Source organism: Sinorhizobium sp. (genome assembly GCF_059070375.1).
Genome location: NZ_JCACWC010000003.1, coordinates 1,691,720 through 1,718,146, shown reverse-complemented (window position 1 = coordinate 1,718,146; position 26,427 = coordinate 1,691,720). Strand labels below are relative to the sequence as shown.

Annotated in this window: 27 protein-coding genes and 3 tRNA genes; 17 read left to right on the top strand and 13 right to left on the bottom strand. The window is 60.9% G+C overall.

What is annotated here, in order from left to right:
- Positions 1 to 127: 127 nt before the first annotated feature.
- The 6 genes from AC5J09_RS20285 to AC5J09_RS20260 all read right to left on the bottom strand — a co-directional run bounded on the left by AC5J09_RS20285 (position 128) and on the right by AC5J09_RS20260 (position 2,555).
- Positions 128 to 201 (bottom strand) — tRNA-Cys (locus AC5J09_RS20285).
- A gap of 218 nt (positions 202 to 419) precedes the next feature.
- Entirely contained in the window at positions 420 to 1,136 is a 717-nt protein-coding gene (lexA, locus tag AC5J09_RS20280) for a transcriptional repressor LexA (protein WP_379941060.1), read from the bottom strand.
- 220 nt (positions 1,137 to 1,356) lie between these two features.
- Positions 1,357 to 1,521 (bottom strand): hypothetical protein, encoded by a 165-nt coding sequence (locus AC5J09_RS20275; protein WP_013844460.1) that lies wholly within the window; start codon positions 1,519 to 1,521, stop codon positions 1,357 to 1,359.
- A gap of 194 nt (positions 1,522 to 1,715) precedes the next feature.
- A tRNA-Ala gene (locus AC5J09_RS20270) sits at positions 1,716 to 1,791 on the bottom strand.
- Positions 1,792 to 2,058: 267 nt separating this feature from the next.
- Positions 2,059 to 2,148: transfer RNA gene (locus tag AC5J09_RS20265), tRNA-Ser, on the bottom strand.
- 194 nt (positions 2,149 to 2,342) lie between these two features.
- A complete protein-coding gene (locus tag AC5J09_RS20260) occupies positions 2,343 to 2,555 on the bottom strand; it encodes a hypothetical protein (RefSeq protein ID WP_100675104.1) in 213 nt (70 codons plus the stop codon).
- A 450-nt stretch (positions 2,556 to 3,005) separates the two neighbouring features.
- Here AC5J09_RS20260 and AC5J09_RS20255 point away from each other — a divergent pair, with 450 nt between their 5' ends.
- From AC5J09_RS20255 to AC5J09_RS20240, 4 genes are read left to right on the top strand one after another with little or no spacing between them, the layout of a single operon-like run.
- On the top strand, positions 3,006 to 4,046 hold the full coding sequence (locus AC5J09_RS20255) for a septal ring lytic transglycosylase RlpA family protein (RefSeq protein ID WP_494298344.1): 1,041 nt from the start codon (positions 3,006 to 3,008) through the stop codon (positions 4,044 to 4,046).
- Between the two features lie 56 nt (positions 4,047 to 4,102).
- On the top strand, positions 4,103 to 5,257 hold the full coding sequence (locus AC5J09_RS20250) for a D-alanyl-D-alanine carboxypeptidase family protein (protein ID WP_494298343.1): 1,155 nt from the start codon (positions 4,103 to 4,105) through the stop codon (positions 5,255 to 5,257).
- Between the two features lie 57 nt (positions 5,258 to 5,314).
- Positions 5,315 to 6,019, top strand: coding sequence for a dTMP kinase (tmk, locus tag AC5J09_RS20245; protein WP_100675101.1), 705 nt, complete (start codon positions 5,315 to 5,317; stop codon positions 6,017 to 6,019).
- On the top strand, positions 6,016 to 7,041 hold the full coding sequence (locus AC5J09_RS20240) for a DNA polymerase III subunit delta' (RefSeq protein WP_494298342.1): 1,026 nt from the start codon (positions 6,016 to 6,018) through the stop codon (positions 7,039 to 7,041). The genes tmk and AC5J09_RS20240 overlap by 4 nt, the downstream gene beginning before the upstream one ends.
- Here the strand turns inward: AC5J09_RS20240 and AC5J09_RS20235 are convergent.
- Positions 7,036 to 7,341 carry a pyrophosphohydrolase domain-containing protein gene (locus tag AC5J09_RS20235; RefSeq protein ID WP_100675099.1) on the bottom strand — a complete coding sequence of 102 codons (306 nt, stop codon included), beginning with the start codon at positions 7,339 to 7,341 and terminating at the stop codon, positions 7,036 to 7,038. The two genes, AC5J09_RS20240 and AC5J09_RS20235, sit on opposite strands and share 6 nt — an antisense overlap.
- Before the next feature lie 286 nt (positions 7,342 to 7,627).
- Between AC5J09_RS20235 and metG the strand changes: the two genes are divergently transcribed.
- From metG to AC5J09_RS20215, 4 genes are all read left to right on the top strand, one after another.
- Positions 7,628 to 9,178, top strand: a complete 1,551-nt coding sequence (gene metG / locus AC5J09_RS20230) for a methionine--tRNA ligase (protein WP_494298341.1) — start codon at positions 7,628 to 7,630, stop codon at positions 9,176 to 9,178.
- 13 nt (positions 9,179 to 9,191) lie between these two features.
- Positions 9,192 to 9,971 carry a TatD family hydrolase gene (locus AC5J09_RS20225; RefSeq protein ID WP_494298340.1) on the top strand — a complete coding sequence of 260 codons (780 nt, stop codon included), beginning with the start codon at positions 9,192 to 9,194 and terminating at the stop codon, positions 9,969 to 9,971.
- Position 9,972: 1 nt separating this feature from the next.
- Positions 9,973 to 10,809 carry an MBL fold metallo-hydrolase gene (locus tag AC5J09_RS20220; RefSeq protein WP_494298339.1) on the top strand — a complete coding sequence of 279 codons (837 nt, stop codon included), beginning with the start codon at positions 9,973 to 9,975 and terminating at the stop codon, positions 10,807 to 10,809.
- A 249-nt stretch (positions 10,810 to 11,058) separates the two neighbouring features.
- Complete coding sequence (locus AC5J09_RS20215) at positions 11,059 to 12,486, top strand: ISNCY family transposase (protein ID WP_275596165.1); 1,428 nt, start codon at positions 11,059 to 11,061, stop codon at positions 12,484 to 12,486.
- 292 nt (positions 12,487 to 12,778) lie between these two features.
- Here the strand turns inward: AC5J09_RS20215 and AC5J09_RS20210 are convergent, their stop codons facing one another.
- Positions 12,779 to 13,519 (bottom strand): hypothetical protein, encoded by a 741-nt coding sequence (locus AC5J09_RS20210; protein WP_494298338.1) that lies wholly within the window; start codon positions 13,517 to 13,519, stop codon positions 12,779 to 12,781.
- Positions 13,520 to 13,753: 234 nt separating this feature from the next.
- On the opposite strand from AC5J09_RS20210, the gene AC5J09_RS20205 reads away from it, so the two are divergent.
- Positions 13,754 to 14,146 carry a GFA family protein gene (locus AC5J09_RS20205; RefSeq protein WP_324763379.1) on the top strand — a complete coding sequence of 131 codons (393 nt, stop codon included), beginning with the start codon at positions 13,754 to 13,756 and terminating at the stop codon, positions 14,144 to 14,146.
- A gap of 27 nt (positions 14,147 to 14,173) precedes the next feature.
- On the opposite strand, the gene AC5J09_RS20200 is transcribed toward AC5J09_RS20205, so the two are convergent.
- Positions 14,174 to 15,682, bottom strand: coding sequence for a winged helix-turn-helix domain-containing tetratricopeptide repeat protein (locus AC5J09_RS20200; RefSeq protein ID WP_379940803.1), 1,509 nt, complete (start codon positions 15,680 to 15,682; stop codon positions 14,174 to 14,176).
- A 132-nt stretch (positions 15,683 to 15,814) separates the two neighbouring features.
- Here AC5J09_RS20200 and AC5J09_RS20195 point away from each other — a divergent pair, with 132 nt between their 5' ends.
- A complete protein-coding gene (locus tag AC5J09_RS20195) occupies positions 15,815 to 16,027 on the top strand; it encodes a DUF1127 domain-containing protein (protein WP_494298337.1) in 213 nt (70 codons plus the stop codon).
- An 11-nt stretch (positions 16,028 to 16,038) separates the two neighbouring features.
- The gene (locus tag AC5J09_RS20190) at positions 16,039 to 17,205 is read left to right on the top strand and encodes an MFS transporter (RefSeq protein ID WP_494298336.1); all 1,167 of its coding nucleotides are present in this window, start codon (positions 16,039 to 16,041) and stop codon (positions 17,203 to 17,205) included.
- An 87-nt stretch (positions 17,206 to 17,292) separates the two neighbouring features.
- Here the strand turns inward: AC5J09_RS20190 and AC5J09_RS20185 are convergent, their stop codons facing one another.
- The gene (locus AC5J09_RS20185; protein ID WP_494298335.1) at positions 17,293 to 18,048 is read right to left on the bottom strand and encodes an SDR family NAD(P)-dependent oxidoreductase; all 756 of its coding nucleotides are present in this window, start codon (positions 18,046 to 18,048) and stop codon (positions 17,293 to 17,295) included.
- A 168-nt stretch (positions 18,049 to 18,216) separates the two neighbouring features.
- Here AC5J09_RS20185 and AC5J09_RS20180 point away from each other — a divergent pair, with 168 nt between their 5' ends.
- From AC5J09_RS20180 to AC5J09_RS20155, 6 genes are all read left to right on the top strand, one after another.
- On the top strand, positions 18,217 to 18,798 hold the full coding sequence (locus AC5J09_RS20180) for a L,D-transpeptidase (RefSeq protein WP_100673983.1): 582 nt from the start codon (positions 18,217 to 18,219) through the stop codon (positions 18,796 to 18,798).
- 189 nt (positions 18,799 to 18,987) lie between these two features.
- Positions 18,988 to 19,128, top strand: coding sequence for a hypothetical protein (locus tag AC5J09_RS20175; RefSeq protein WP_003529619.1), 141 nt, complete (start codon positions 18,988 to 18,990; stop codon positions 19,126 to 19,128).
- 162 nt (positions 19,129 to 19,290) lie between these two features.
- Complete coding sequence (locus AC5J09_RS20170; RefSeq protein WP_324763374.1) at positions 19,291 to 19,875, top strand: hypothetical protein; 585 nt, start codon at positions 19,291 to 19,293, stop codon at positions 19,873 to 19,875.
- Between the two features lie 133 nt (positions 19,876 to 20,008).
- Positions 20,009 to 20,596 (top strand): protein-S-isoprenylcysteine O-methyltransferase, encoded by a 588-nt coding sequence (locus tag AC5J09_RS20165; protein ID WP_494298334.1) that lies wholly within the window; start codon positions 20,009 to 20,011, stop codon positions 20,594 to 20,596.
- 9 nt (positions 20,597 to 20,605) lie between these two features.
- Entirely contained in the window at positions 20,606 to 21,391 is a 786-nt protein-coding gene (locus AC5J09_RS20160; RefSeq protein ID WP_494298333.1) for a hypothetical protein, read from the top strand.
- Positions 21,388 to 22,272 (top strand): SDR family NAD(P)-dependent oxidoreductase, encoded by an 885-nt coding sequence (locus AC5J09_RS20155; protein ID WP_338283082.1) that lies wholly within the window; start codon positions 21,388 to 21,390, stop codon positions 22,270 to 22,272. Before AC5J09_RS20160 ends, AC5J09_RS20155 begins: the two co-directional genes overlap by 4 nt.
- 683 nt (positions 22,273 to 22,955) lie before the next feature.
- Here AC5J09_RS20155 and AC5J09_RS20150 read toward each other — a convergent pair.
- From AC5J09_RS20150 to queA, 3 genes are all read right to left on the bottom strand, one after another.
- Positions 22,956 to 23,777, bottom strand: coding sequence for a transporter substrate-binding domain-containing protein (locus AC5J09_RS20150; RefSeq protein WP_494298332.1), 822 nt, complete (start codon positions 23,775 to 23,777; stop codon positions 22,956 to 22,958).
- A gap of 291 nt (positions 23,778 to 24,068) precedes the next feature.
- Positions 24,069 to 25,199, bottom strand: coding sequence for a tRNA guanosine(34) transglycosylase Tgt (gene tgt / locus AC5J09_RS20145; protein WP_275597970.1), 1,131 nt, complete (start codon positions 25,197 to 25,199; stop codon positions 24,069 to 24,071).
- On the bottom strand, positions 25,200 to 26,282 hold the full coding sequence (queA, locus tag AC5J09_RS20140) for a tRNA preQ1(34) S-adenosylmethionine ribosyltransferase-isomerase QueA (protein WP_440853603.1): 1,083 nt from the start codon (positions 26,280 to 26,282) through the stop codon (positions 25,200 to 25,202).
- Between the last annotated feature and the right edge of the window lie 145 nt (positions 26,283 to 26,427).

Genomic DNA, 26,427 nt, shown 5'->3' with positions numbered 1-26,427 from the left:
ATTTGCCGAGTGTGCCGGGAAGCCGTTGAAAATCAAGGGAATCCAGTTGCAACGAGATGCGACATCCGCATTCGCACAACACGAAGCTCTTTGCCACTTATCGCTTTGATATCATTGTGGAAAATTTTGGAGGCCTCGCCCGGAATTGAACCGGGGTACAAGGATTTGCAGTCCTCTGCGTCACCACTCCGCCACGAGGCCTCTACGATTTGCGATTTTTCAAATCGTGGCGCGGATTTAGAATGATTGCCCGCAATCCGCAAGAGGGTACATTTGGAATAGGGTCTTTTTTATTCTGTATAATATAGCTTCGGTTCTGTGGAGGCGTGGCCATAGCGCCCCAAGGCGCAATGCCCCCACTTCTAACGCGTTGAAATTGCGTACTTCCGTGAGAAACGCCTGCACACCTCGTCGGGAGGCTAGTGGTACCGCCGGATGAGGCCGACAAGCCTGCCTTGGATCTTGACCCGATCCGGACCGAATATCCGTGTCTCGTAAGCCGGATTGGCGGCTTCGAGCGCAATAGAGGCGCCCTTGCGACGGAAACGCTTCAGAGTTGCTTCCTCGTCGTCGATCAGGGCGACGACGATATCCCCGGGGGTGGCAGTGCTTCCGTTCCGGATGATCACCGTATCGCCATCGAGGATGCCGGCCTCGATCATCGAATCACCCTTGATCTCGAGAGCGTAGTGCTCGCCGCTGCCGATCATTTCGACCGGTACGGAAATATCGTGCATGTTGTTCTGGATTGCGGAAATCGGCACGCCGGCGGCAATGCGGCCCATGACCGGGACAGCGACCGACGCGATCTCGGCCGGGGGCGCCGGTTTCGGTGCGGGGGGCGGGGCCGCAGGCTTGCCCAGACTGCCTTCGATCACGCTCGGCGAAAAGCCGCGGCGGACCTGCGAAGCGCCGGCATATGCCTCCGGCAGCTTGATGACTTCGAGGGCCCGCGCGCGATTCGGTAGCCGGCGAATGAACCCGCGCTCTTCGAGTGCGGTGATCAGACGATGGATGCCCGATTTGGAGGCAAGGTCCAGGGCATCTTTCATCTCGTCGAAGGACGGCGGAACCCCGGATTCCTTCATTCGTTCATGAATGAACAGAAGCAATTCCTGTTGCTTGCGGGTCAGCATGGCGTCACTCCAGAATCGCGAAACAAATCAAGAACAGAAACTATCTGTTCCATATGTGTTCCGCAAGTGCCTAAAATTCCGTGAATACCGCTTGCTGCTGAATGCCTGCCCGCTTCTCATGCGGCGTGCGATGGCGATCGCTCGGAATCTGGGGGCAGGGGCGATACGCTCTCGCATGTTTGGCTTACAGCGGCCGGCCCAGTCGCTCGCCTATGCCATGCTAATAGGCAAGGCGCAGTCCGCCCGGCGTAAGAACGTCGAATTCAGGCTCGGGATAGGGCCCGTACCACTGAGTATAGGTCGTGTTGGTCGAGCCTGTGCTGGCGCACCCCGAAAGGGCGAAGAGGGAAAAAATTACGGCTGCCACCAAAGATTTAACAGGCATGTTTTTCTCCACTCGCGGGAGTTGCCCAGACCTCGAACGGGTCAGACTAAAACTTTCTCTCAAATCAGCTTTTTTGGCAAGCGCAGCCGAGCCGCGGCATCGCCCGGGCTCTGCAACCTGACGTCCGGCATCGGTGGATGTTAGCTCAGGTAAGATCCGTTACCTGGGTCTCCGGGCTGGACAAAAGAGGGGAATGGTGGAGTCGAAGGGAGTCGAACCCTCGACCTCCGCAGTGCGATTGCGGCGCTCTCCCAACTGAGCTACGACCCCACTGGTCACCCATTGTATAAGATTTTTCGGCCCCGCGCGCCAGTGCATTCCGTTTGCCGGCTTCACCCTTGCCGCCCGGTAGGGCACGCTGCAATTCACCCACCCGAATATCGCCCCTTCGCGATGGAGTCCCAAGCAGCTTCTTCCGCTCCGGCAGGTGACGCAGAGCGTCGGAAGGGCAGGGCAGCCACGAGCCTTGCGGCTGGGGAAGACGGCCATCAGTGACGAGAAGCTGGGAATTCCGGCGTGCCCGGATCAACTCCGAAATGGCGGAAGAGGTGGGATTCGAACCCACGGTACGCTTTCACGCACGCCGGTTTTCAAGACCGGTGCCTTAAACCGCTCGGCCACTCTTCCAGGTGATTGCGGAGCTTCGTGAAATTCGTTTCCGAGTTCTCGATAAACCGGCGATCGCTACCGGGTTTGCTGCCCATTCACCAACGGCTGGCTTTTTAGCAGCTTTGATCACAGCGTCAACTTGCTCCGGAGCATTTGCTTGCATTCGAGGCGTGCCGCGCCGCATACGCCCGTGGCACGGTTGTGGGCCATCGTCACGGGCGCCGTCCGCTGTCCGGCGCCGCAGTCGGACTTTCGTCGCCTGCCCGGGCGACGTAGGCCGCGACATCCCGACTTCTGCCGTCCAGGAGCGCCGCTCCGGCAAGCAGATAAACGGCAATCGCCAACATCGACAGGAGCATTATGCCTAGGGGGAGGCCGGTTGCCGCCCGTCGCTCCGGCGGCCCATAATCGTATCTGTCGTCCATTGCGAGATCCTCTCGGACTTGGGCCGGAGCACGGGCACCACGCCAACCGGGGACGGAGCCTCAGAGTTGCACCGACGGGAAGCTTCGGCCAGCTCTGAGGCCGCCGCACCCCGCGGCCGACGAGCCACGCGGGTGCTTATTGCGATATGTATCGGCAGGGAAACCCGGCAACGGGTTTCGGACCTTTGGCGCGCTCTATCGGACCATGGTCCAGCGACTCATTTACGTTTCGTAAACCATAGCGAGCGTTTTTTTGCCTCCGTTCGTCCTCCGGTTCGCAATTTCGCCTTGTTGTTGTCATGATTGTTCGACTGTTCCGTTTCGGGACGGCGAAATTCTCGCGGGGGGAACTACTGCACGATTGCGACGATCGTTGCGCGTTCGGTCGGATGCGCGAGCGCTGCAGGAGCGGATTTCGGGTGCGGCTTTGCGAATGATCTTGTGGGACAGATGACATCCAATAACGGTGCGGCATATCTTGTGAGGGGGCTCCGTCTCGCAGCGGTTCCGTTGCTTTGCGCGGTGCTTGCGGCCTGCGGGTCGACGTCGAGCGTCAAGAAGACCAAGTCGCGGAGCAAGGAATACTTCGCCGAGTCCGTCTATGGCGTCAAAGCCAGCCCCAGAGTCGCTACCGGAAACAACATTCCCAAGGGCGGTGGCCGCTACCAGGTAGGGAAACCCTATCAGGTCAAGGGCAAGTGGTATCAGCCGAAGGAGGATTTCGGCTACAACAAGAGCGGGATGGCCTCCTGGTACGGGTCTGCCTTCCACGGCCGGCTGACGGCCAATGGCGAGGTCTATGACAAGCATCACCTTTCGGCCGCTCACCCGACGTTTCCGTTGCCGAGCTATGCGCGCGTGACCAACCTGGAGAACGGCACGTCCGTCATCGTCCGTGTCAATGATCGCGGCCCCTATGAATACGGCCGGATCATCGACGTCTCTTCGAAAACCGCCGACCTGCTGGACATCAAGCGCAAGGGAAGCGCCAATGTTCGCGTTCAATATGTCGGTCGTGCGCCCCTCGAAGGCAATGACATGCCCTACCTCATGGCTTCGTACGTCAGGAAGGGCGACCGTGGCCCGAGCGTGATGCCGGAAGGGCAGATCGCCTCAGGCGTGATGGTGGCTTCCAACGAGCCGCTGCGCGACATGGTTCCGAATCTCCGCGCCGTTCCGGTTCCGAACAGATCGACGCTCGATGCCGGCGTGCCGGTGAACGCGCTCGCAAAGCCGGCGCAGGCCTCGGCGGCACCAAGCGCCTTCGGCGAATTCGTCGTTCTGCCGCAGATCGGCCCCATGCCGACGTCGCGCCCGCAATTGATCCCGCTGCCGGATGGCAGCATGGCCTATGCTGCGGCCTACGTCGAAGTTCGCGTCAGCGACAAGCCTTCGCCCTTCGAGGCGATCATGGTCGATCGCAATCCGCTGACCCCCGATTCCATTCTCGCCTATGCGAAGCGCCAGTACCGAAACGCCGACTCGCGCTGACGCCGGTTGAAGAGGGCTTTTCGCGCTGATATGCCCATGCAGAACCGGAGTTTCTCATGCGCATGAAGTGGCTTGCGGTCGTAGGTTTCCTCGCGGCCATCGTTTCGGGGCAAGCGGTCGCGCAGACGCCCGCCTTCGACACCAAAGCGAAGCAGATATATCTCGTCGATGCCGAGACGGGCACAGTGCTCTTTTCACGCGACGAGGATGCACCCGTCCCGCCTGCCTCGCTCGCCAAACTCATGGCGATGGAGGTGGTTTTCGAGGCCCTGGATAAGGGCGAACTGACGTCCGAGACGAGTTTCCAGGTTTCTGAACATGCGTGGCGTACAGGCGGGGCCCCCTCCGGCACTGCAACGATGTTCGCCGCGATCAAATCCAGGATCCGCGTTGCGGATCTCATCCAGGGCGCAACGGTGCAACTCGCCAATGATGCGTGCATTGTCCTGGCTGAGGGAATGGCTGGCAGCGAGGCTGCTTTTGCCGAACTGATGACCAAGCGGGCCCGCGAGCTAGGGCTGCCGGTCGCCACATTCAGGAATGCCACGGGGCTGCCGCATCCGGAAAACAAGATCACGATGCGCGAACTCGTCGCCCTTACGCGGCACCTGTACGAGGCGCACCCGAATTACTATCGGCTCTATTCGCAGCCGGAATTCGAGTGGAACAAGATCCTTCAGCGCAACAAGAACCCTCTGATCGCGGCAAATGTCGGCGTCGACGGGTTGGCGACCGGCTTTGCGGAGGGTTTCGGCTTCTCGCTCGCCGTCTCGATGCAACGCGGCGACGGCCGCGTCTTTCTCGCGATGGGGGGCCTCGAGAGCGAAAAGGAGAGAATCGACGAGAGCCGCAGGGTCCTGGATTGGGCGATGACCGCTTTCGAGAAACGGCGCATTTTCGCAGATGGTGAAACCATCGGAGAGGCGAGCGTCTACGGCGGTGCGGATTCCCGAGTGGCGCTCGTGGCGGGCAGCCCGGTCGACGTTCTGCTGCCGGTAAAAAATCCCGAACGGCTGACGGCACGCATCGTCTACAAATGGCCGCTCAACGCACCCGTGGCTGCCGGTCAGCAGGTCGGCGTCGTCAAGCTCTGGAACGGGGACAAGCTGCTGCGGGAAGTTCCCGTGAAGACGGCGAGGGCGGTCGAGTCCGGAACGCTCACGAGCCGGGCGCTCGACGCGCTGCAGGAACTGCTGTTCTTCTGGCTGTGACAAATGCGCTTTGCGACGGTTCCTTCCGCGGGACCGATCGGCTAAACAGAGACGATAATGCACGCCGATCCGGGAATTGAAGTGTCGCTGACCAAGGGTTTGTTCATAACATTCGAGGGGGGGGAGGGGGCCGGCAAGTCGACCCAGATGCGCCTTCTTGCGCAAGCGCTGAGCGCGCGCGGCTACCGCGTGCTCACCACGCGCGAGCCGGGAGGCTCCGCGGGTGCCGAAGCCGTTCGCCACGTCCTTCTTTCGGGCGCGGCGGAGTCCTTCGGAGTCCGGATGGAGGCGATCCTCTTTGCGGCCGCCCGCAGCGACCATGTCGAGGAGGTGATCCGGCCGGCGCTCCAGCAAGGAACGATCGTCCTTTGCGATCGGTTCATGGATTCCTCGCGCGTCTATCAGGGCGTGACGGGCAATCTGGAACCGGCTTTCGTCGAGACCATGGAACGCGTTGCGGTGAACGGTGTCATTCCCGACTGCACCATCATTTTCGATCTTCCCGCCTCGGTCGGGCTGGAGCGCGCCCGCCGGCGCGCCGCAAACGACAGTCCCGACCGATTTGAAAAGGAACAGCTGGCGACGCATGAAAAGCGGCGCGAAGCCTTTCTCGATATTGCCGCGGCCGATCCGGAGCGATGCCGCGTCGTCGATGCCAACCGTCCGCCGACCGCGATCGCTGCCGAAGTATTGAGTCTCGTCGAGGCGCTATTGCCGCTTGAGGGCAAGCCGCAACCCTCGAATGCGGAAGCGACGTCATGACCCCGGAACAGCCAGGTGTGCTGGAGGGCGCGCTTGCTCCCGTGATGAACAGCAAGCTCTTCGGTCATCGGGAGGCGGAAGCCTTTCTCGCGCAGAGCTACCGGTCCGGTAAGGGTCATCACGCGATCCTGATCGAAGGGCCGGAGGGGATAGGCAAGGCCACACTCGCCTTCCGCTTCGCCAATCATGTCCTGAGCCATCCGGATCCGGCAGACGCCCCCGAAAGGCTTGCCGACCCTGATCCCGCCTCTATCGTCACGAGACAGCTCGGTTCGGGCGCATCGCACAATCTCCTGCATCTCGCGCGCCCAGTGGACGAAAAGACGGGCAGGACGAAGGGCGCGATCACGGTCGACGAGGTTCGCCGCGCCGGCAAGTTCTTCGGCCAGACGTCGGGCACCGGAAACTGGCGCATCGTCATCATTGATCCGGCCGACGATCTCAACCGCAACGCCGCCAATGCCATTTTGAAGATGTTGGAGGAGCCGCCGCGCCGTTCGCTGTTTCTGGTGCTCACCCATGCGCCGGGAAAACTCCTGCCGACCATCCGCTCGCGTTGCCTGCCTTTGCGGCTGAAGCCTCTGGACACGGAGGCCCTGCGCCAGGCGCTTGCGCATCTCGGGCTCGATCTCGCGGGCCTGAATGCAGAGCGCGTCCTCGCCGCCGCAAACGGCAGCGTTTCTGAGGCGCTGAAGCTCGTCAACTATGGCGGGCTGGATATAGCCGAGGCTTTCGAAGACATTCTGGCGGGGCAGGCTGTCCGCAAGAACATGCACAAGCTGGCCGACGTGCTTTCGGGCAAGGACAGCGAAACGATCTTCGATTTCTTTTCGTCGCTGCTGTCGGGGCGCATCATGCGGATGGCTCGCGAGGCGGCGATCGCCGGCGACGTCGGCGCGGCCGAACGGTTCGCCAGGCTGTCCAGCACCGTTGGCGAACGCCTGACGCTGAGCGCGGCCTATAACCTCGACCGCAAGCAGACGGTTCTTTCCCTCCTCGATGATCTCAAGGAAGCTCTATAGGTCGGGAGCGAACTTCCATTTTCGCTCGATTGCCGCAGCCAGGTCTATATCGTTGTGGTGGGCGAAGAGCAGAACGTGGCCGAGGAGATCGGCCGTTTCGTCGGCGATCGACTGGCGCAGCGTCTCCGGGGAGACCTGCCGGTCGCGCCCCCGTCCTGTGGCGTTGTTCCAGGCCTGCGTCAGTTCCCCCATTTCCTCCTGCAGTTTCAATATAAACCAATCCGGATCACGGCTGATCGAATGCATCGCTGCATAGCCCGCCGACGCTTTCTCGAATTTTCGTCTGAGTTCGTTGAGCACACACTCTCCCCCCGTTTGTTTTTGTTTTGTTCCAGACGATCTTTCGTGTCAATCCCGTTTGATATCGCGGGAAGCCCCGCGGCTGGAGAGAAGCTTTCTCTTGCGCTCCGGGTGGAGAAGGGTATGCGAGGTTTCCGCGGAGCCCGAATTTTCCCCCTCGAAGACGGTTCACGGCCATGGTCAGGTCGCTCCGGCCTAAATTCAACGTGATCTACCGGTTTCCTACCCGAAGGCGATGCGGTAATAGCACCCCATAGTTTCTGTCCCGAGGATATCGAAGCCCGCTATGAGAGATACGTCCCCGTTCTACATCACCACCGCGATTTCCTATCCGAACGGCAAGCCGCATATCGGTCATGCCTATGAACTGATCGCGACGGATGCCATGGCACGCTTTCAGCGGCTTGACGGGCGTGAGGTCTTCTTCCTGACTGGGACGGACGAGCATGGACAGAAGATGCAGCAGACGGCGAAGAAGGAAGGAATTTCGCCGCAGGAGCTTGCCGCCCGCAATTCGGCCGAGTTCCAGAATATGGCGCGGCTGCTCAACGCCTCCAACGACGATTTCATCCGCACGACCGAACAGCGCCACCACGAGGCCTCGCAGGCGATCTGGATCCGCATGGGCGAGGCGGGCGACCTTTACAAGGATTCCTATGCCGGGTGGTATTCCGTTCGAGACGAGGCCTATTACCAGGAAAACGAGACGGAACTGCGCGGCGACGGCGTACGTTACGGACCGCAGGGAACGCCCGTGGAATGGGTGGAGGAAGAGAGCTATTTCTTCCGGCTGTCCGCCTACCAGGACAAGCTCCTCAAGCACTACGAGGAAAATCCCGACTTCATCGGTCCGGCGGAACGGCGCAACGAGGTCATTTCCTTCGTCAAGTCGGGCCTGAAGGACCTCTCCGTCTCGCGCACCACATTCGACTGGGGAATCAAAGTTCCGAACGATCCCGCTCATGTCATGTATGTGTGGGTCGACGCGCTGACCAACTACGTCACCGCCACCGGCTATCTGACCGACCCGACGGGTCCGCGCGCGAAGTTCTGGCCCGCAAACATCCACGTCATCGGCAAGGATATCATCCGTTTCCACGCCGTCTATTGGCCGGCATTCCTGATGTCGGCCGGTCTTCCGCTTCCCGAGCGCGTCTTCGCTCACGGATTCCTGCTCAACAAGGGCGAGAAGATGTCGAAGTCGCTCGGCAACGTGGTCGATCCGTTCAATCTGGTCGAGCATTTCGGCCTCGATCAGATCCGCTATTTCTTCCTTCGCGAAGTCTCGTTCGGCCAGGACGGCAGCTACAGCGAGGAGGGGATAGCGACCCGCATCAATTCCGACCTCGCCAACGGTATCGGCAATCTCGCCAGCCGTTCCCTGTCGATGATCGTCAAGAATTGTGACGGCCAGATTCCGCTCTGTGGACCGCTGACCGACGAAGACAAGGCGATGCTCGCCGCCGCCGACTCGCTGATCGACACCGCACGCGAGGAAATGGGCAAGCAGCTCATTCATCGCGCACTTGCGGCGATCATCGCTGTCGTTTCCGAGACCGACCGCTACTTCGCAGGCCAGGAACCCTGGGCGCTGAAGAAGACCGATCCGAGCCGCATGGCAACCGTGCTTTACGTCACGGCGGAGGTCGTTCGCCAGGTCGCGATCCTTCTGCAGCCATTCATGCCGGAATCGGCGGGAAAACTCCTGGATCTCGTCGCCGTACCGGCCGACCGTCGCGATTTCGCCCATCTCGGCGAAGCCGGGCGCCTCGTGTCCGGAACGCCGCTCGAAGCACCCAAGCCGGTCTTCCCGCGCTACGTCGCGCCGGAAGCCTGAACGAGACGAAAGCATGCTGATCGACACCCATTGCCATCTCGATTTTCCGGATTTTGAGGCCGAACGCGACGCAATCATCGAGCGAGCGCGCGAGGCCGGCGTGGCGCAGATGGTGACGATTTCGACCCGGGTGAAACGGTTCGACACGATCCTCGCCATCGCCGATAAATATCCGAGCGTCTTCTGTTCCGTCGGCACGCATCCTCATAATGCCGATGAGGAACTGGACGTGACGGCCGACGATCTCGTTCGGCTCTCCGCCCATCCCAAGGTCGTCGCGATCGGCGAGGCGGGGCTGGATTATTTTTACGACAACGCGCCGCGCGACGCGCAGGCGGAGGGATTGAGGCGGCATATCGCGGCGGCGCGAACAACCGGACTGCCGCTCGTCATCCATAGCAGGTCGGCCGACGACGATATGGCTGCGATTCTAACCGAGGAATCGGGGAAGGGCGCCTTCCCCTTCCTTCTCCATTGCTTCTCGTCCGGCCCGGACCTCGCCCGAATCGGCGTCGAGCTCGGCGGCTATGTGTCCTTTTCGGGGATCCTGACATTCCCGAAATCCGAGGAACTGAGGGACATCGCCAGGACAGTCCCGCGCGATCGGATGATCGTCGAGACGGACGCGCCCTATTTGGCACCGAAGCCCTTCCGCGGCAAGCGCAACGAACCGGCCTACGTGGCGCACACGGCCGAGGTGCTGGCGCAAGCCATCGGCGTCTCCAGCGAGGAGATTGCCGAAATCACCACCGAAAACGCCTTCAGGATCTTCTCGAAGATGCCGAGGCTTTGAAATGGCATTTCGGCGGGTCTTCACCATTCTGGGCTGCGGCTCGTCGCCGGGCGTGCCGCGCATCACCGGTGATTGGGGCGCCTGCGATCCGTCGAACCCGCGCAACCGTCGCATGCGAGCGGCCTTGCTCGTAGAACAGTTTGCGCCGGACGGCGGCAAGACGACCGTGGTGATCGACACCGGCCCGGATTTCCGAGCCCAGATGATCGCGGCGAATGTACGCCACATCGATGCCGTGCTCTACACCCATGCCCATGCGGACCATCTGCACGGGATCGACGATCTGCGCGGTTTCGTCATCGAGAATCGCAGGCGCGTGCCGATCTGGGCCGATGCGTTCACGATGGCCCGTATTCGCGACGGCTTCCGCTATTGTCTGGAGTTGCCGCCAGGCAGCGGCTATCCGCCGATCGTCGAGCCGTACGTTATTCCCGACGACCTGCCGCCGTTGACCATCCATGGCGCCGGCGGGCCGATCTCGTTCGAGCCGCTGATGCAGTTTCACGGCAACGTCCATTCGCTCGGCTTCCGCATCGGCGGTTTTGCCTATTGCAGCGACGTCAGCGACTTTCCGGCAGAAACGGTCGGGAAGCTCGGCGGGCTCGATCTGCTCGTCATCGACACGCTGCAGTACAAATTTCACCCGAGTCACTTGTCTCTGGTGCAGTCGCTCGTGTGGATCAACCGACTGCGGCCGAAACGCGCCGTGCTCACGCATATGCATGTGCCGATGGATTACGAGACCGTGTGCGCCGAGACGCCGGATCACGTCGAGCCGGCTTACGACATGATGCGCATGGAATTCGATATCGACCGGCCGTCGGCGGAAGACGCATAAAGTCCCATATCAGAGATCTTATATAAGTCACTGATCCGATGCGACTTACGCCTCTCTCGGATCACAGCGGCTTGTTCCATAATCTATCTTATGCGATGTTTACATGTAGCGGCAGTTTAGAGATGCGACATATGAGCCAGTTAGAGATGCGACAGTCGTCGCCTCTCGGGATGCTGGTCAAACGTCAACGTTTGGAAGGAAGACTGGCGACGTGAAGCGTGGTTGAGACCATGAGCGTTCGGAGTCGTCATGTCTTGTTTGATCACCATGTCGCAGAAGGAATTGCATCGTCTTGAACTCATACAGCGGATTCGCGGTGGCAGCCTGACCGTCGTCGAGGCGGCCGCGTTGCTTCGTCTCAGCCGCAGTCAGGTCCACCGGCTGTTGCAGGCCTATGACCTGGACGGCGCCGACGGTCTCGTGTCGAAGAAGCGCGGCCGTCCGAGCAACCGGCGTCATAGCGAGGATTTCCGCAACCTGGTGCTCGATCTGGTGCGTGAGCATTACGGGGATTTTGGACCTACGTTGGCCGCCGAGAAGCTGCTGGAACGCCACCGGATTGCCGTCAGCAAGGAGACGCTGCGTCAGTGGATGATGGAAGTCGGCCTCTGGGTGTCGCGACGCGAGCGCAAGAAGCGGGTTTTCCAGCCGCGCGGCCGGCGCGATTGTTTCGGCGAACTCGTTCAGATCGACGGCTCGCTTCATTGGTGGTTCGAGAACCGCGGTCCCAAATGCGCCCTGCTCGTCTATATCGACGATGCCACCGGCAAGCTGTTGCACTTACGCTTCGCCGGATCGGAGAACACCTTCGACTATCTGCACGCGACGAAGGCCTACCTGCAGCAATGGGGCAAGCCGATCGCCTTCTATAGCGACAAGCATGGCGTCTTCCGCACCACCCATGCTTCCAAGAAGGACAGAACCAGTGGCCTGACGCAGTTCGGACGAGCCCTTTATGAACTCAACATCGACATCATCTGCGCCAACACCCCGCAGGCCAAGGGACGCGTCGAGCGCGCCAACCAGACGCTGCAGGATCGCCTCGTCAAGGAACTGCGGCTGCGCGGCATCGACACGATCGCCGCGGCGAATGCCTATGCGCCGGAGTTCATGGCCGACTTCAATCGCCGCTTTGGCAAGGCGCCGCGCAATCCGAAGGACATGCACCGGCCGTTTGCCGCGCATGAGAACCTCGATGGCGCGATGTGCCGCAAGGAGATCCGCAAGCTGTCGCAGTCGCTGACGCTGCGCTATGACAAGGTGATGTTCATCCTCGATCCGACCGACCTCGCCACGGCGCTGGCCGGCAAGAAGGTCATTGTCTGCGACTATCCCGACGGTCGCCTCGAGGTCACCCATGAGGGGACGTCCCTGCCCTACAGAACCTTCGACACGCTGCGCTCGGTGCACCGCTGCGAGGTGGTTGAGAACAAGCGCCTTGATGACATGCTGGCGGTGGTGGCCGAAATGCAGGCCGGACGAGAGCAACAGCGCAGCAAGGGCGGGCCGCGCCGCACCGGCCAGACGGACCATATGTTCGGCATTCGCGACGGCAGCCAGAGCAATGGCTATCAAAAGCGCGGCACGAAGCCTGGCCGGAAGACGGATTTTACCAAGGATCCGGTGGTCATCGCCAAGCGCCAGCAAGCCCTTGCGCAGCTGAAAGCGGCGGAGTGATCGGGATGTCAAAGCTAAAGTTTATCTTGCAGCTGGAGCCATCCGCCGCCGACCGGGCTGCGCAACCCTGACCAGCTCCACCCGGCCGGCGGCTTGCGTCTCCGTACTTTTTAAATATAGCAACTTGCAAATGCAGTAGTAATGGATAGGATGTTGTCGCGTTTCTAAGTTGACTACTTTGTCTCATCTTTAAATAGCTGTGACATTACATGTAGCGGGGGTACATTCTATTTCCAAGTGCGACATGGCAATGAAAACAATGGCTTGCCTCTTGCAGATCTTTGCATGTGTCTCAAGAGATAGTGATCTCGGCTTCTGTATCGGATTCCAACTCTAAACAGGCTGTCCATAGAGGTGTTTTGTAATAGGTACCGTCCTGCAGAAAATCTAGCCCTTCGCGCTCTTCCTGCAGCAATCCCAGCCAGCACAAGGGCCGAACAATGTCGTAGCGGAACTCCGCTCTGATCGTCGAAGCTTGGATAATCATATCTGCTTGCGCCAGCGAGTACGACTCGCTCGGGTATAACTCGCTCACCAGGTCGTCCAGCGAACAGCCCTTTCTCGCCTTGATATTGATAAGATTGAGAAAGACGTGCCACCACCGCATCCGCACGCGCACATCGTCCCGTGTCTGCCCGTAGTCGATATAGGCATAAAGATAGTCCGTCGCGATCTGATCGAAGAAGGTGTGGGGTCTTGCAAGAAAATCCCGACCGCGTTTGGTGGGAAACAGTCGGTCTTTTTTTCGCCGCACAAGCCTTAGGTGCTTGAGCATGTCGTGGACCACCGAAAGCGGCGGCATGTCAGCTTCGTTCAGAACCTTGTTGACGCTGTATAGGTCCTCCGGCGTGTTGCCGGGCCAATCGAAGTGAACAGCGGCCCAGTGCACAAACTTACGGTTCATCGCACCGGACGCAGTCAGACCGATGCCGCCTTCGGTCTCGGCATAGGAGATGGCCATGACCATGCCGCGAACCAGTGGCGACATGGCCACTACGTCCACGTCCGCAACGAGCTTAATTTCCGGAAGCATTGCGCGCGCTCCTGGCGAATCCGGTCGCTTGAATTTATCCGGAACGATCTCCCAAGAGCGCGGAGATTGAAACCCCGAAAAGCTAAGCAAGGGAAAGAAAGCCCCTCACCCGGCCCGGCTCTTGCAACCCGGACCAGCCCGTCACATTCTACCAGATAGACATGCGACAAGCCGCACCTCTCGGGATGCCGGACAACGTCAACGCTGGACCGCTTGTTTTAAGGGAGACACGGTATGGACCGATTCACAGGCGGTTGCCTGTGCGGCAACTTGCGATTGGTGGCGTCGGGACGACCATACCGAGTCGGTCTCTGCCATTGTCTCGACTGCCGCAAGCATCACGGGGCCCTTTTTCACGCGTCCGCCATTTTCCCTGAGGATTCTGTGACGGTCGATGGCGAGACACGCGATTACGCCGGTCGGCATTTCTGTCCCCGTTGCGGCTCGACCGTCTTCGCACGCACCGGAGACGAAATCGAGGTGAACCTGGGATCCCTGGACGCCCCGGATCAATTGACGCCAACCTACGAAAGCTGGACCGTTCGTCGCGAATCCTGGCTGCCGCCGTTTCCCCTCAAGAGACGATACGAGCGGGATCGTGATGAAACGAGTCGCTTCGAGGAATAGGCCCCACGAACGGACGATGGATACGCGTCACTCCGGTAGACCCGCCTTGCGGTAACCGTCAACGAAATGCGCAAGCGTCACAGGGTCGCGGAACGGCTCCGTACTCGCCCAGTGTCGGGTTGTGAAATGCGGGTTGGCGACGAGGAACAGTTCGACCTCGGCGCGCGCCTCGTCGAGCCGGCCCAGTTGGGCAAGGCTTGCCGCCAGGAAACGTCGCGAGCTGGTACGATACGTCTCGTCCCTCCGCAGTGTCTCGACGGCGGCTTCGTATTCGCCGGCGGCATATTGGGCCTGGCCGAGCGTCAGATAGTACCAGCTTGCCGGAAACGGGTTCAGCCGGAACGCCTTGCGGATGTGCTCAAGGCCCTCCTCCACCCGCCCGGCCAAGACCGCTATGTCGGATAAAGTCGCCCAGGTATCGGCCTCATTCGGGTCGAGCTCGATCGCCTTGGCGAATTCCGCATCCGCCTCGGCGAAGCTGCGCTCATATGCAAGCAGGTTGGCCAGCACCCAATGGCAGCCGGCATCGTTCGGATCGATCGCCACGGCTTTGCGTGCCAGTTCCAAAGCAATGCTACGGTTCGGCTCGACCGGTTCGCCCCAATGCACCCATCTCATCCAGTGGTTCATGGCAAGCCAGCGATTGGCCTCGGCATATTCCGGATCAAGCGAAATCGCGCGCGTGAGCATCAGATGCGCTTCCCGCGCCGTCTGAGGCGAATCATCGATCAGTTTGCGCGCCCGCACACAGAGATCGTAGGCCTCGAGATTCTTGGGGCGATTGCGCGGCGGCTGTGGGCGCAGCCGGCCGAGCAACGCCTCCACGATCTTGCCGGTGACCTCGTCCTGAACTGCAAAGATATCTTCGAGGCTGCGATCGAAGCGTTCCGCCCATAGATGATTGCCGCTCACCGCATCGACCAGCTGTGCGTTGATGCGCACGCGCCCCGCGGCGCGTCGTGCGCTACCCTCCAGCAGATAGCGTACGCCAAGGTCCGCAGCGATCTCGCGCACGTCCCTCGCCTTTCCTTTGAAGGCGAAGGCCGAGTTGCGCGCGATGACGAAGAGGCCGGAGATCCTGGACAGGTCGGTGATCAGGTCTTCGGTCAACCCATCCGCGAAGGAATCCTGCTCCGGATCGCTGCTGAAATTAACGAAAGGCAACACGGCGATCGATGGTTCGTTGGGCAGCGCCAGTGGATTTCGCTTCGCGCCACCGACCTGTTCGACAGGGCCCGTGAAGCGGTAGCCGACCCGCGGAACCGTGGCGATCCATTCTCCGCCGTCGGGGGGCGCACCAAGCATTTTCCGCAGCTGCGCGATCTGGACGGTGAGGTTGCCTTCCTCGACCGCCCTGCCCGGCCACGCCGCATCCATCAACTCGGCTTTTCCCAGGATTTCGCCCGGCCGTCCGGCGAGCGCCTCAAGCAGCTTCAGCCCGCGATAGCCGACGGCGACGGGATCATCGTTCCGAACGAGCGTTCCCGCACCCGGATCAAGGACGAACGGACCAAAGACGATGCGCGATCGCTGCATAGGCGCATCTATAGTGCGTTTGGAAGTTTTTGAGAACTTTTTGGAGGAGCTTAATTACGACGCTTTTCGCATCCCGCAGAATCGTCCTCCCCAGGTCGAGGGCTCTGCCCCTTAAGCCGTATGGAGGTTGCAATGAACGATACCCCCTCCGTTATGACGGAAATGCCGCGTCGGCCCTACCGCCTCGCGACCCTTCGAAGCATTATCGCGACGTGGGAGGAGCGGAAGCGCTTTCGCTGCGAACTTGAGCAGAAGTTGAAGGACGATCCGCATTTGATCTGCGATATCGGTCTGACGAGGCTTGAGGCCGAGGCGGAGATCGCCAAGCTCTTCTGGCAAGTATAGGCGTAGTCTGCATGACCACTGAAAGCACGACATTATCGCTCCACGAGCGGATCCCATGGGCCGCCATGGCCGGCATCATCGCCACCGTCACGGTGTTCGCCGTGGCACAGGGGCTTACCTATCCCCTGCTCAGCTTCATCCTGGAGCGGCAGGGGACGACGCCCGGCCTGATCGGCGTGTCCGCGGCGATGACCCCGCTGGGTTTCATCGTATCCGCCCTCTTCATACCGGCACTGGCGCGGCGCATTGGCGGGGCGCGGCTTGCGATCCTGTGTTCGGGCCTGGCCGCGCTCACGCTGATCGCAATCGGCTGGTCGCGGGAGGTCTGGATCTGGATGCCGCTGCGTTTCCTGCTCGGCTTCTTCGCCAATCCGCTTTACGTGATCAGCGAGACCTGGCTGCTCTCGATCACGCCCGCGCGGCGGCGCGGCCGCATCATGGGACTCTATTCGTCGATCGTCTCGGGCGGCTTCGCCATCGGCCCGCTCTCGCTCGGTCTTGTCGGCACGCAAGGGTGGCCGCCCTTCATGGTCGGCATCGTCGCCTTCCTTCTCTGCGGGCTGATCGTGCTTGCGGTCGTGCCGCACCTGCCGAAGATGCCACATGAAGGCGAAGCGACATCGGTCGGAGGCTTTTTCGCACTGGCGCCGCTCCTCTTGTTCGCGGTTTTCGCCGCCGCCGCTTTGGAGCAGACCCTGCTTTCCCTGTTCGCGGTCTATGGCGCGGCGCTCGGCAGCACAGAAGGGCGCATCGCCTCGCTCATCACCTGTTTCATCGCAGGCAATGCCGTGCTGCAGATATTGCTCGGGCGGGTGGCCGAACGGTTCGGGTCGCTGCGGACGATGATGCTCTGCGCCTTGGCTTCACTGGGTGGCTGCCTGCTGCTGCCGGCGATCTTCGAATCATGGCTCATCTGGCCGCTCTTTTTCGTCTGGGGCGGAGCCTCGTTCGGAATCTACACAATGTCGCTGATCCAGCTCGGCGAACGTTTCACCGGCCAGGCCCTGATCGCCGGCAACGCGGCCTTCGCCTTCGTATGGGGCATCGGCGGCATCGTGGGCTCGCCCGCGACCGGACTGGCGATGCAACTGATCGGACATCAGGGGCTGCCATCGTCCCTTGGCCTGCTTTGCTTCGTGCTGGCCGTGTTTCTCGTGGCAGAGAGACGGCGGATCTGACCGGGAATTGCGTCGTGCCGCGGTCCAACAAATTGAAACTATGCACTTCCGGACGGAATGCCGTTATCCACCTTTCCCGGAAGTGCTCTAATGCGCCGTAAAGGCACCGTCGACCGGATGATAGCTGCCGGTGATGAAGCTCGCCTGTTCCGACAGCAGGAAACAGACGAGAGCCGCAACTTCCTCCGGTTTTCCCCGCCGGCCGAGCGGCTGCAGCGCTTCCAGGCGTCGTGTCTTCGCCAATTCCGAATGTCCCGACAGAAGCGGCGTTTCGATCCAGCCGGGACCGACCGCGTTGACGCGAATCCCCATTCTTGCATATTCGATCCCGGCAGCTTTGGTGAGCCCCACCACCCCGTGCTTGGCGGCGGTGTAGGCAGACGCGGTGGGCAAGGCGACCGCGCCGAGAATCGAGGACATGTTGACGATGGCGCCGCCGCCCTTTCCGAGCATGGCGGCGATCTGGTATTTCATACAGTAGAAGACGCCGTTCAGGTTGACTTCTATCAGCCTGCGCCAATCTTCGAGCGGGTAGTCCGCGGTCGCTTTGCGCGGCCCCTCTATGCCTGCGTTGTTGACCGCCAGATGCAATCCGCCGCATTCCCGCGCGGCGTAGGCGACCATCTGCTCCACCGCCCCCGCGTCGGTGACGTCGACGGTGAAATCTCGCGCCCTACCCCCCGCTGAGCGAATCTCGGCGGCGACGCTGCGCGCCGCTTCGGCGTCGCGGTCGGCGACGATCACTTCCGCACCCTCGCCGCCAAGTTGCCTGGAAACGGCGGCGCCGATGCCGGAACCCGCGCCGGTCACGATTGCGATTTTTCCTTCCAGGCCAAGTTTCATCGTGCCGCTCCTTGTCTCCGCTGCTTCCCGGAACCAGTCGATCAGACGCCGGTTCCGGTCGCAAGAGGTTTCATCCTTGCGGTCGTAACCGTTGCAAGGCTTGGCCGACACGCGCTTGGGTGTTAAACACGAAATCGTAGGGACTCACAATTTACTCAGCAGGTGAGAATGGAGAACGATCGCATTACGCGCCGGGTACTCGTGCTGGGTAGCCTGGCTCTATTGGCCTCCGGTTGCAGTTCGTTGCGACCAGCCGACAGCCCGCAAACGGCCAGGACCCGTATAGACCCACGATACCGCAGGCAGGAGGTCGCCTATTATGGCGGCGAAGCGCCCGGAACGATCGTTGTCAATACGGGAGAACGCTATCTCTATTATGTTCAGGGTGGCGGTTCGGCGATTCGCTACGGGATCGGCGTAGGTGAGGAAGGCCGCACTCTCAAAGGCCGGGCGAAAATCGGCCGCAAGGCGGAGTGGCCCTCCTGGACGCCGACTGCAAACATGATTCGCCGCAAGCCGCATCTGGCACAATATGCCGGCGGAGTGAGCGGCGGGTTGCATAACCCGCTTGGAGCCGCGGCCCTCTACCTTTACCAGGGCGGAAACGACACTATGTTCCGGCTGCACGGGACGAACGAGCCCTGGACGATCGGGCAGGCCGTATCGAGCGGGTGCATTCGCTTGACGAACGACGACATCGTCGATCTCTACAGCCGTACCCCGGTGGGTACGACCGTGCTGATCGTTTGATGGCGTTTTCCGTTACATTTCGGTATAAATGACTAAGCCCCGTGTGTTCCGACGCGGTTGATAACCCGGTAACCATAAAGCGGTTATCAACTGTGTCCTTTCTGCACTAGGCCCCGGCGCAAATCGCCACTATTACTTGAAGTGTTGCCTTCGATAACCCATTCCGACTATTGAGGAAAGGACTACTTGATGAGCCGAATTCTAGTTGTGATGATTGCGTTGCTTTCCGTTGCCGGCCTCACCGCGTGTGATACGATCGGCAAAGGTAAGGGTAAGGCCCCGCCGCCTGCTGCCGTCGATACGGTAGAGCCGGCGCCGGTATACAAGTAACAGTGACTTTGCGCCGTGGGAGAGCTCAACGAGCGCTCTCCCACGGCGCGTTATTCAGGCTAGACCGGCTGTGAGACTGACGGCATAGTACGTGTCAAGAACTCCAGCAAGCCGGCCCGAGGTCTGGATTGTCAGAACTCGGAAGACAATCTAAGTGGTGTGATGACGCTTGCACGAGGCCGCATATCCTTTGTGATCTTGGTCGCACTGGCAGCAGCAGCATGCCAGACACAAGACAAAAATCCCGAACCGCGCTACGTTTCCAGCAGCCTGAATGGGCCGGCGAAACTCGAATCTCAAGCGCGAGAGCAGGGATATTTCATCGAATTTCGTTCCCGCTACGCGCTGAGCTATGGCCACACCTACGTCATCTACGGGCGCACGAACAAGTCTGGCGCGGTCGTTCAGCGTCAGGTTGCCGGCCTTGCACCGGCCACACTCGATCCGGCGCCGTATGTCCTTGGCCATTTCGTGCCCGTTCCCGCCGAAACCGGCGCGAGCGACGGTGATCTCGAGGAAGAATACCGCTCGGCAAGCTGGCGCGTCATGCTGACGGAGGCGGAATACAACAAGGTCGTGGCTTTCATCGACAAACTGAAAGCCAGGTCGAAGGTCTGGCACGCGTCGCTGTACAACTGCAACGCCTTCGTGGCCGAAATCGCCCGCTCCATGGGCTATAAGACGCCCGGCATCTGGCTTAGACCGCAGGAATTCATTACAAGGCTTCGGGAGATGAACGGAGGTTGAGAGGCGACGGGCACAGAGCTCGCGATCCAGCCGTCACCGTTCGATATAGAATCACGCTGCGAAGCATCGGCTGAAGAAGGTTCCCGCCCGATCGTTGACGCCAGGCGCATGCTAAGGATTTGGGGAACTAGACATGTCGGTATCCTCCATCGGCGAGATCGCCTGGGTGCTCGGAATCGTTGCCTGGTACTTGATTCGCCGCCCTTATGAACGCCGGGCCAAGCGCGTGCGAGTCGTCAGCCATCGCCGCTCAACCTCCGAGATGCTGGGGCTGGCGGCCGCCCTGCTCGGCCTCGCGATCATTCCCGCTTTTTATGTCGCAACCGGCATCCCGGAAGGAGCCGACCGCCCTGCCCGGCTCTGGGCCGTCGTGGTCGGTGCCGCGATTTTCTGTCTGGCCATGTGGGTCTTTCGCAGAACCCACAAGGAACTCGGGCGCAACTGGTCGATCACGCTCGAGATTCGCGACAAGCACGAACTGATTCGCCGCGGTCCTTACGCCCTGGTCCGCCATCCCATGTATACTTCGTTCCTGCTGATGGGCGTCGGCCAGGCGTTTCTTCTGCCGAACTGGGTCGCAGGCCTGGCGGGTCTTGCCGGTTTCGCGGTCCTCTTTCTTCTGAGGGTGGACAAGGAGGAACGCATGATGATGGAAATGTTCGGCTCTGAGTATCGCGACTACATGGCGGACACCAAGCGGATCATTCCGTACATTTACTAGAGGTGCATGATGCGAGGCCGAGCCCTCAAGCTTTCAGCGTCTCGGCGCCTGGTCGGGGATCTCATGCGATTTTCGATGAAGGTGCCGCGGGTGAGCGTGCAGCGGCGGATGAATCTCGGGCCGTTGCTCAAGGCCAGAACATCGCTTGAAAGCAGACCATCCTGGACCGCGCTCTTCCTCAAAGGATACGCCCTTCTCGCGCAGGAGACGCCCGAGTTGCGGCGCGCTTACGTCAAGTTTCCCAGACCGCAGCTCTACGAGTATCCCGGAAGCATCGCTTCCATCGCACATGAAAGGGAGTACGAGGGCGAACGAATCGTGCTGCTGACGACGATCAAGAATCCGGAGCGCCGTTCGATCGCGGAGCTGGGGTCCTTGATGCAGACGGCGCGAACCAGCCCCGTGCTGGAGGTCAAGGAATTCCGGCGCGCCTTGAAGATCGCCCGCCTCCCCGGCCCTGTCAGATGGCTTCTAATGTGGCTCGGTTTGAATATCGGCCGGCAAAGGGCGCGCCGTTTCGGTACATTTCAGCTGTCGGTCTATTCGGGCCTCGGCGCAGAATCGCTTAACCCTCTCACGCCTTTGACCTCACTTCTGAATTACGGCCCGATCGACAAGGATGGCTCGGTCACGGTGCGTATCCACTATGACCACCGGGTCATGGACGGCGCCAACGTCGCGCGCGCCCTCGAGCGGTTCGAGAGGATATTGAACGGTGAGATCACCGCCGAGTTGGAGGGGCTTGCATCTGGGCGCGACGTGACCGCTGCGGCAGGTTCCGGGGCAGCGCAATGACTTCGGGGGGTCAAAGTCGCCCGGCCGTAGTCGTTGTCGGTGCATCGCGGGGAATCGGCAAGGCAATCGCCGAAGTGGCCGCGAGGGATGGCACGCCGGTCGTAATGGTAGCGCGTTCGGCCGAATCACTGGCGGCCGCCGCCGACGGTATCCGGAAGGCCGGAGGCGAGGCGTTCACGGTCCCGCTGGATTTCCTGGCTGATGACGCGACGCTCGGTCTCGAGAACTTCCTGTCCGCAAACGGCCTGTTCTGCGACGTACTCGTCAACAGCGCCGGTTATGGATTGCGCGGAGGGGCGACGGTCCTGCCGCTCGGTGAACAGCTCGGCCTCGTCGACCTCAACATCCGCGCCCTTACCGAACTCACCCTGCGTTTCCTGCCGGCAATGGTCGCGCGCGGTCGCGGCGGCGTCATCAATCTCGGTTCGGTCGCAAGCTTCACGCCGGGTCCGTATATGGCGCTCTACTATGCCAGCAAAGGTTTCGTCCGCTCCTTTTCGGAAGCGCTACATCAGGAACTGCGTCGCACCGGCGTGACCGTCACATGCGTGGCGCCGGGCCCGGTATCGACGGAATTTCTGGCAACCTCCGGCGCCAATCGCGTCGCGCTGTTCAAGATCCTGCCCAAGCTCGAGTCGGGCTATGTCGCTGAAAAGGCCTGGCGCGGCTTCAAAGCAGGCCGCCGCCTTGTCATACCCGGCATTGCGTCCAAGCTGACGATCCTGTTGGCGACAGTGGTCCCGTCGGCGATCATGCTGCCCCTGATCGGCCGATTGCAGCGCAGGAGCAAAGATCCGTGCCCCTGCGGATCCGGAAAAAGTTTCACCTCGTGCTGCGGTGCCCGCGGCAATTCGCTCGGAATCACCACGCAGAGTCGATAGCGAAGTATTCGCGGAACGGCGAGCGACCATGAAACACCGGCCTCTCCGATGAGGTCGAGCCTCTACGATCGATGAATAACAGATTAAATGGCGTCCATATCTCCTTGATAATCAAGCGACATCGTCGAAGCCCCTTCTATAGCGTTTCACTGTGCCATTGAAACAGTGAGACGCTATAGCTCTCTGAAACTACGCGCTTTCGGGCAGAGAACCGCCACACCTTTCTTGCAAGTGCTCTAACAAAGGCCAGTTTAGATTCGGGATTCCCGCAGCGGTTTGTTTTGTTTGATCTCCTCATTCCTGTGCTTGTCACAGGAATCCAGCCAGACCAAGTCCTTGGGCTGAAAGAACGCTTCCCGCGCCGCAGACGCGGCGCTGCTGGATCCCTGTGACGAGCACAGGGATGAGGGTAGAGAGGGTGCGGTCCCTCGGCGCGTTTCATAAACCGTGACGATAGTAAGGCGGCGCGGAAGCTCCCGCCCGTATACAGCGTCCCGCTTCGCTTCGATGTAGTGGCCACACATCTCGGTCCCTCATTCCTGTGCTTGTCACAGGATCAGCTCCCATGGACGGCCGGGCGGCCTTTCCCTGACACGGGAAGAACCAGAGCATCGGGTCCTGGAAGACCGGATGCTCTGGTCGTGGCTTCAGCACCTCCGAAGAGCGCCGGCGTCGTGATGTTGTCAGTCCTTGCTGTAGTCGGCGCCGTACCACTTGGTCGTCAGTTTTCCGAGTGTGCCGTCTGCCTTCATCGCTTTGATGATTTCACCTATTTTGGCAGTCCATTCCGGGTCGCCTTTATCGGCAATGACGACCGCGGGCGACCGAAAGGGATAGACATCCTCGAGGATACGGACGGGATAGTCGTTTCTGACTGCATTTTTTGCGGTCTGCTCGGGGGCGATGACCGCGTCCAACCGAACACCGTTGCCAAGACGCAGGTCGTCGAAGGGCATCATGGAATCGGGAAACGTGCGCACCTCGCCCGGTTCGAGTTTGTATTGAACCGGCGGCAAGCCCGGCGCATCGATCTCCAGGCGACGGTTGATGAAGTCTTCGGACGCCGTGCCTGTCTCGACGCCGATAACCTTACCATTCAGATCTTCTTCCGATTGAATGCCGCTTTCGGCATGAACGACGTAGACGTAAGGGCTGTAATAGTAGATTCCGGCGAAATCGATGACCTCTGCGCGCGCCTTGGTCGGAGCGACGGAACCGACCCCGAGATCGAAACGGCCCTGCCAGTGCCCCCCGGTCATGGTTGCCCATTCCGGAGTTTCGAAACGCACGTTCACGCCCAACCGGTTGCCGATTTCTTTGGCGACATCAATGTCAAAGCCGACAAGGACATTGTTTTCATCGAGGAACCCCTGCGGCGGCCAGCCGACATTGGTGGCGACGACCATCTCTTTTCTCTCATTGACGCGATCAAGCGTAGGGCCCGCCACTGCCGAACTGCAAAATATAAACAGAGACGCCGATGCTATAGCAGCAAATCTTTTCATGTTTTCTCCTACCCCCGTTGAACGTTCAACAACTCCTTGGACGTTTTTTTTGCTGGGATAGTTCTACAAACGGACGCCGTCCGCAAACCCATTTATTAGAATTGTGCTATCGGAATTTCCGATTCCACCTTCCGAAATCGGTTCTGATAGCTTCGGGTTGTCGAAATGAAACCAGCACCGCCGGAGGGTCCAGTTCGTTTCTGTCGGTGGAAGGCCGTCGGCGACGGCGTCGTTCAGGGGAGCCAAACTTTCGGGCGCGCAGATCGCAGTTACCGGCGGGCCGCGCGAAGATCACACCGGTGGCAGATCGCCGCGCTGCCAGCCTTCCATGGTCTCCGCCATGAAATCGGTATAGCGCCCTTCTTCGATCGCCTTGCGGATGCCGGCCATCAACTCCTGATAATAGGCCAGATTGCTCCAGCTGAGCAGCATGCCGCCGAGCGATTCGTTTGAACGAATCAGGTGGTGCAGGTAGGCGCGCGAATAGTCGCGAGTCGCCGGACAGGAAGACTGTTCGTCGAGCGGGCGAATGTCTTCCGCATGTCGGGCATTGCGCAGATTGATGCGGCCGTAGCGCGTGAAGGCAAGCCCATGGCGTCCGGAGCGGGTCGGCATGACGCAGTCGAACATGTCGATCCCATGCGCGACCGACTTCAGGATATCGTCCGGCGTTCCGACGCCCATCAGATAGCGCGGCTTGTCGGCCGGCAGGACGGGGCAGGTCACGTCGAGCATGCCGAGCATGACCTCCTGCGGCTCACCAACGGCCAGCCCCCCGACGGCATAGCCCTTGAGGTCCAGATCCCGGAGGGCCAGGGCCGAGCGTTCGCGCAGCCTGGGAATGTCGCCGCCCTGTACGATGCCGAACATCGCCCTCCCCGGCTGATCGCCGAAGGCGACCTTGCAGCGCTCTGCCCAGCGCAGCGACATTTCCATCGCGCGCTCGATCTCGTCCGGTTCCGCCGGCAGCGCCACGCATTCGTCGAGCTGCATCTGAATGTCACTGCCGAGCAGGCCCTGGATCTCGATCGAACGTTCGGGCGACATATGATAGAGCGCGCCGTCGACATGGCTCTTGAAGGTAACGCCCTGTTCGTTGAGCTTGCGCAGGCTTGACAGCGACATGACCTGGAAGCCGCCGCTGTCGGTCAGGATCGGCCGCTCCCAGCGGATGAACTTGTGTAGTCCGCCAAGCCTGGCAACCCGTTCGGCGCCCGGGCGCAGCATCAGGTGATAGGTGTTGCCCAGAATGATATCGGCGCCCAGATCGCGCACCTGGTCGAGATACATCGCCTTGACCGTGCCGACGGTTCCGACCGGCATGAAGGCAGGCGTACGGATCGTCCCGCGAGGGGTCACCACTTCGCCACGGCGCGCATTGCCGTCGTTGGCAAGCAGTTTGAATTGAAACGCTTCGGTCATCTAATCTTTCCGGAAGAGCAGGCTCGAATCGCCATAGGAATAGAATCGGTACCCCGTTGCGATCGCATGCGCATAGGCGGCGTGCATCGTCTCGAGCCCCGCAAAGGCCGAGACGAGCATGAACAGGGTCGATTTCGGCAGGTGGAAATTGGTCATCAGCATATCAACCGCGCGGAAGCGATAACCCGGCGTTATGAAAATCCCGGTTGCGCCCGACCAGGGACGGATGCTTCCGTCTTCGGCGGCTGCGCTCTCGATCAGCCGAAGCGATGTCGTGCCGACACAGACGATGCGGCCGCCGCGTTCGCGCACGGCATTGAGCTTCGCAGCGGTCATCGGATCGACGTGACCGATTTCCTCGTGCATCACGTGGTCGGCGGTATCGTCTGCCTTGACGGGGAGGAAGGTTCCCGCACCTACATGCAGCGTGACGAAATACCGTTCGATCCCGGCCTCGTCCAGGCTGGCGAAAAGCCGGTCGGTAAAGTGCAGCCCCGCAGTCGGCGCGGCTACCGCCCCTTCCTCGCGCGCATAGACCGTCTGGTAGTCGGTCCGGTCCCGTGCATCGTCGGCACGCTTGGATGCGATGTAAGGCGGCAGGGGAATGTGTCCGACGGCCATGATCGCCTCATCGAGCGAGGGGCCCGAGAGATCGAAGCGAAGCGTCACCTCGCCGGCATCGCCTTTCTCCTCGACCACGGCCTCCAGCGATCCGAGCAGGCAGGCATTGCCGCCATGACCGAAGCTGATCCGGTCACCCGGCTTCAATCTGCGGGCCGGACGGGCGAAAGCTTTCCAGCGACTGGGCGCAACCCGCATATGCAGCGTCAGCGACACGGGCGTGCTTATGTCCTCACCCCGGTAGCGGACGCCTTCGAGCTGCGCCGGTATGACCTTGGTGTCGTTGAAAACCAGCGCATCGCCCGGCCGCAGGAATGACGGCAGATCGAGGACGCCGCGATCTTCGAGAACCGGTTCGCCGTCGGGGCGAACGACGAGCATGCGGGCGCTGTCGCGCGGGCTTGCGGGCCTCAGCGCAATCGAATTTTCCGGCAGGTCGAAATCGAACAGGTCTACGCGCATCTATGGTATCAATTAAAAGCAAACCCGCCCCGGCGGCTCGCGCGCGATCGGGGCGGGCAGGTCAGTGCGCTACAGCGCCGCGCGTCTGACAAGACGCGCGAAGATCGCCGCAGCACGTCGAACCGCTGCATGTTCCGTCCTTGGA